Genomic DNA, 1,942 nt, shown 5'->3' with positions numbered 1-1,942 from the left:
CGTCCCACCAGCGCACCGTCACCGGTCACGACCGACGACACCGCCGATCTGCGCGAGCCGCGCACCAGCCCGCGCAGCAGGTGCGGCACCTCACCACCCGCCCGCACCGCCGCCAGATCCAACCGCGCGATCACCAGCGCCGGACGATCCGTCGCACGCACCGCGTCGAAGGACGCCAGTCCCTGCTCGGGCGAGAACGGCGCCATCCCGGAACGCGCCATCCGCCGCAGATCCACCTCGTCCAACCCGCCCGTCATCCCCGCGTCCTGCTCCCACGGACCCCACCCCAACGACACCCCGGCCAGCCCCAGCCCGCGCCGATACTCCGCCAACGCGTCCAAGAAAGCGTTCGCCGCCGCGTAGTTGCCCTGCCCCGCCCCACCGAACGTCCCCGCCACCGACGAGAACACGATGAAATCGGCCAGATCCTGGCCTTGGGTCAGCTCGTGCAGATGCCACGCCGCATCCACCTTCGGCCGCAACACCACATCCAACCGCTCCGGCGTCAACGACGGAATCGTCCCGTCATCCAGCACACCCGCGGTATGAACCACCGCCGTCAACGGATGCGCGGCGTCGATCCCCGCCAGCAGCGCCGCCACCTGATCCCGGTCGGCCACATCACACGCCGCGACCGTGACCTCGACCCCATGCGCGATCAACTCCGCCCGCAACTCCACCGCCCCCGGAGCATCCAACCCCCGCCGACTCACCAGCAGCAGGTGCCGTATCCCACGCTCGGCCACCACATGCCGCGCGAACAAACCCCCCAGACCACCCGTACCACCAGTGATCAACACCGTCCCCTCCGGATCCCAGACCCGATCCTCACTCAAACCGGAGACGAAACCGGAGCCGAGATCAACACCACGCTCGGAGGCAGGCGTCACCCGCGCCAGACGCGGCACCCGCACCTCACCCCCACGCACCGCCACCTGCGGCTCACCCGAGGCCAACACCCCCGCCAACACCGACGACGACAACTCCTCATCGATATCCACCAGCACAAACCGGCCAGGATTCTCCACCTGCGCAGAACGCACCAACCCCCACACCGCCGCAGCCCCCAAATCCGCCACCACCTCACCCTCCCCAACCGCCACCGCACCCCGCGACACCACCACCAACCGCGAACCCCCACACCGCTCATCGGCCAACCACCCCTGCACCAACCCCAGAACACCAACCGCCAAAGCACGCACCGCCCCCACCACATCCCCATCCCCATCTCCGCCCCCGACCGACCCCACCACGACGGTCACCACCTCCGGCACCACCTCCAGCGCCGCCAACTCCGCCACCGGATCCGATGCCGGGTCCAGGGAGAGCTCGGCCGTACGACTGACGGAGCCGGGCACCGAGGAGGTCGCCGTCTCCGGCCTCCGCACCCACTCCTGGTGGAACAGCGCGTCCCGCCCCAGCACCCGACCGTCGGCGAGGGGGAGGTCATCCGTCGAGACCGGGCGCAACACCAGTGAGCGCACCGACAGCACCGACTCCCCGACCGCGTCCACCGCGCTCAACGACAGCTCACCATCACCCGTCCACGCCAACCGCACCCGCAGCACCGACGCCCCACCCGCGTGCAGACACACCCCACCCCACGAGAACGGCAACCGCACACCCTCAAAACCATCCAGATCAGCGAAAGCCACCACATGCAACGCCGCATCCAGCAACGCCGGATGCACTCCGAAACCACCCGCATCGGCAACCTGCTCGGGCAGGCCGACCTCGGCGAACACCACACCGTCCGCGTCCCGCCAAGCTCCCCGCACCCCCTGGAACACCGGCCCATACCCCAGCCCACCCTCGGCCAGCCGCTCGTACAACCCACCCAACTCGACCACCGACGCACCCCTCGGCGGCCACACCTCGACATCGAACCGCTCCCCGGCCTGGCCGTCGGACGCCAGCACACCGATCGCGTGCCTTACCCAGG

General features: G+C 69.8%; 1 protein-coding gene. It reads right to left on the bottom strand.

The annotated features are described in order from the left end of the window. Positions 1 to 1,919 (bottom strand): SDR family oxidoreductase (locus ABT352_RS40650; protein ID WP_350950441.1); only part of this gene is annotated, 1,919 nt, incomplete at its 3' end. Between the last annotated feature and the right edge of the window lie 23 nt (positions 1,920 to 1,942).

This window comes from Streptosporangium sp. NPDC000563 (assembly GCF_040299985.1).
Classification (GTDB): domain Bacteria; phylum Actinomycetota; class Actinomycetes; order Streptosporangiales; family Streptosporangiaceae; genus Streptosporangium.
Note: the sequence above shows the minus strand (reverse complement) of the source record. Positions and strands in the feature narration are given on the sequence as shown.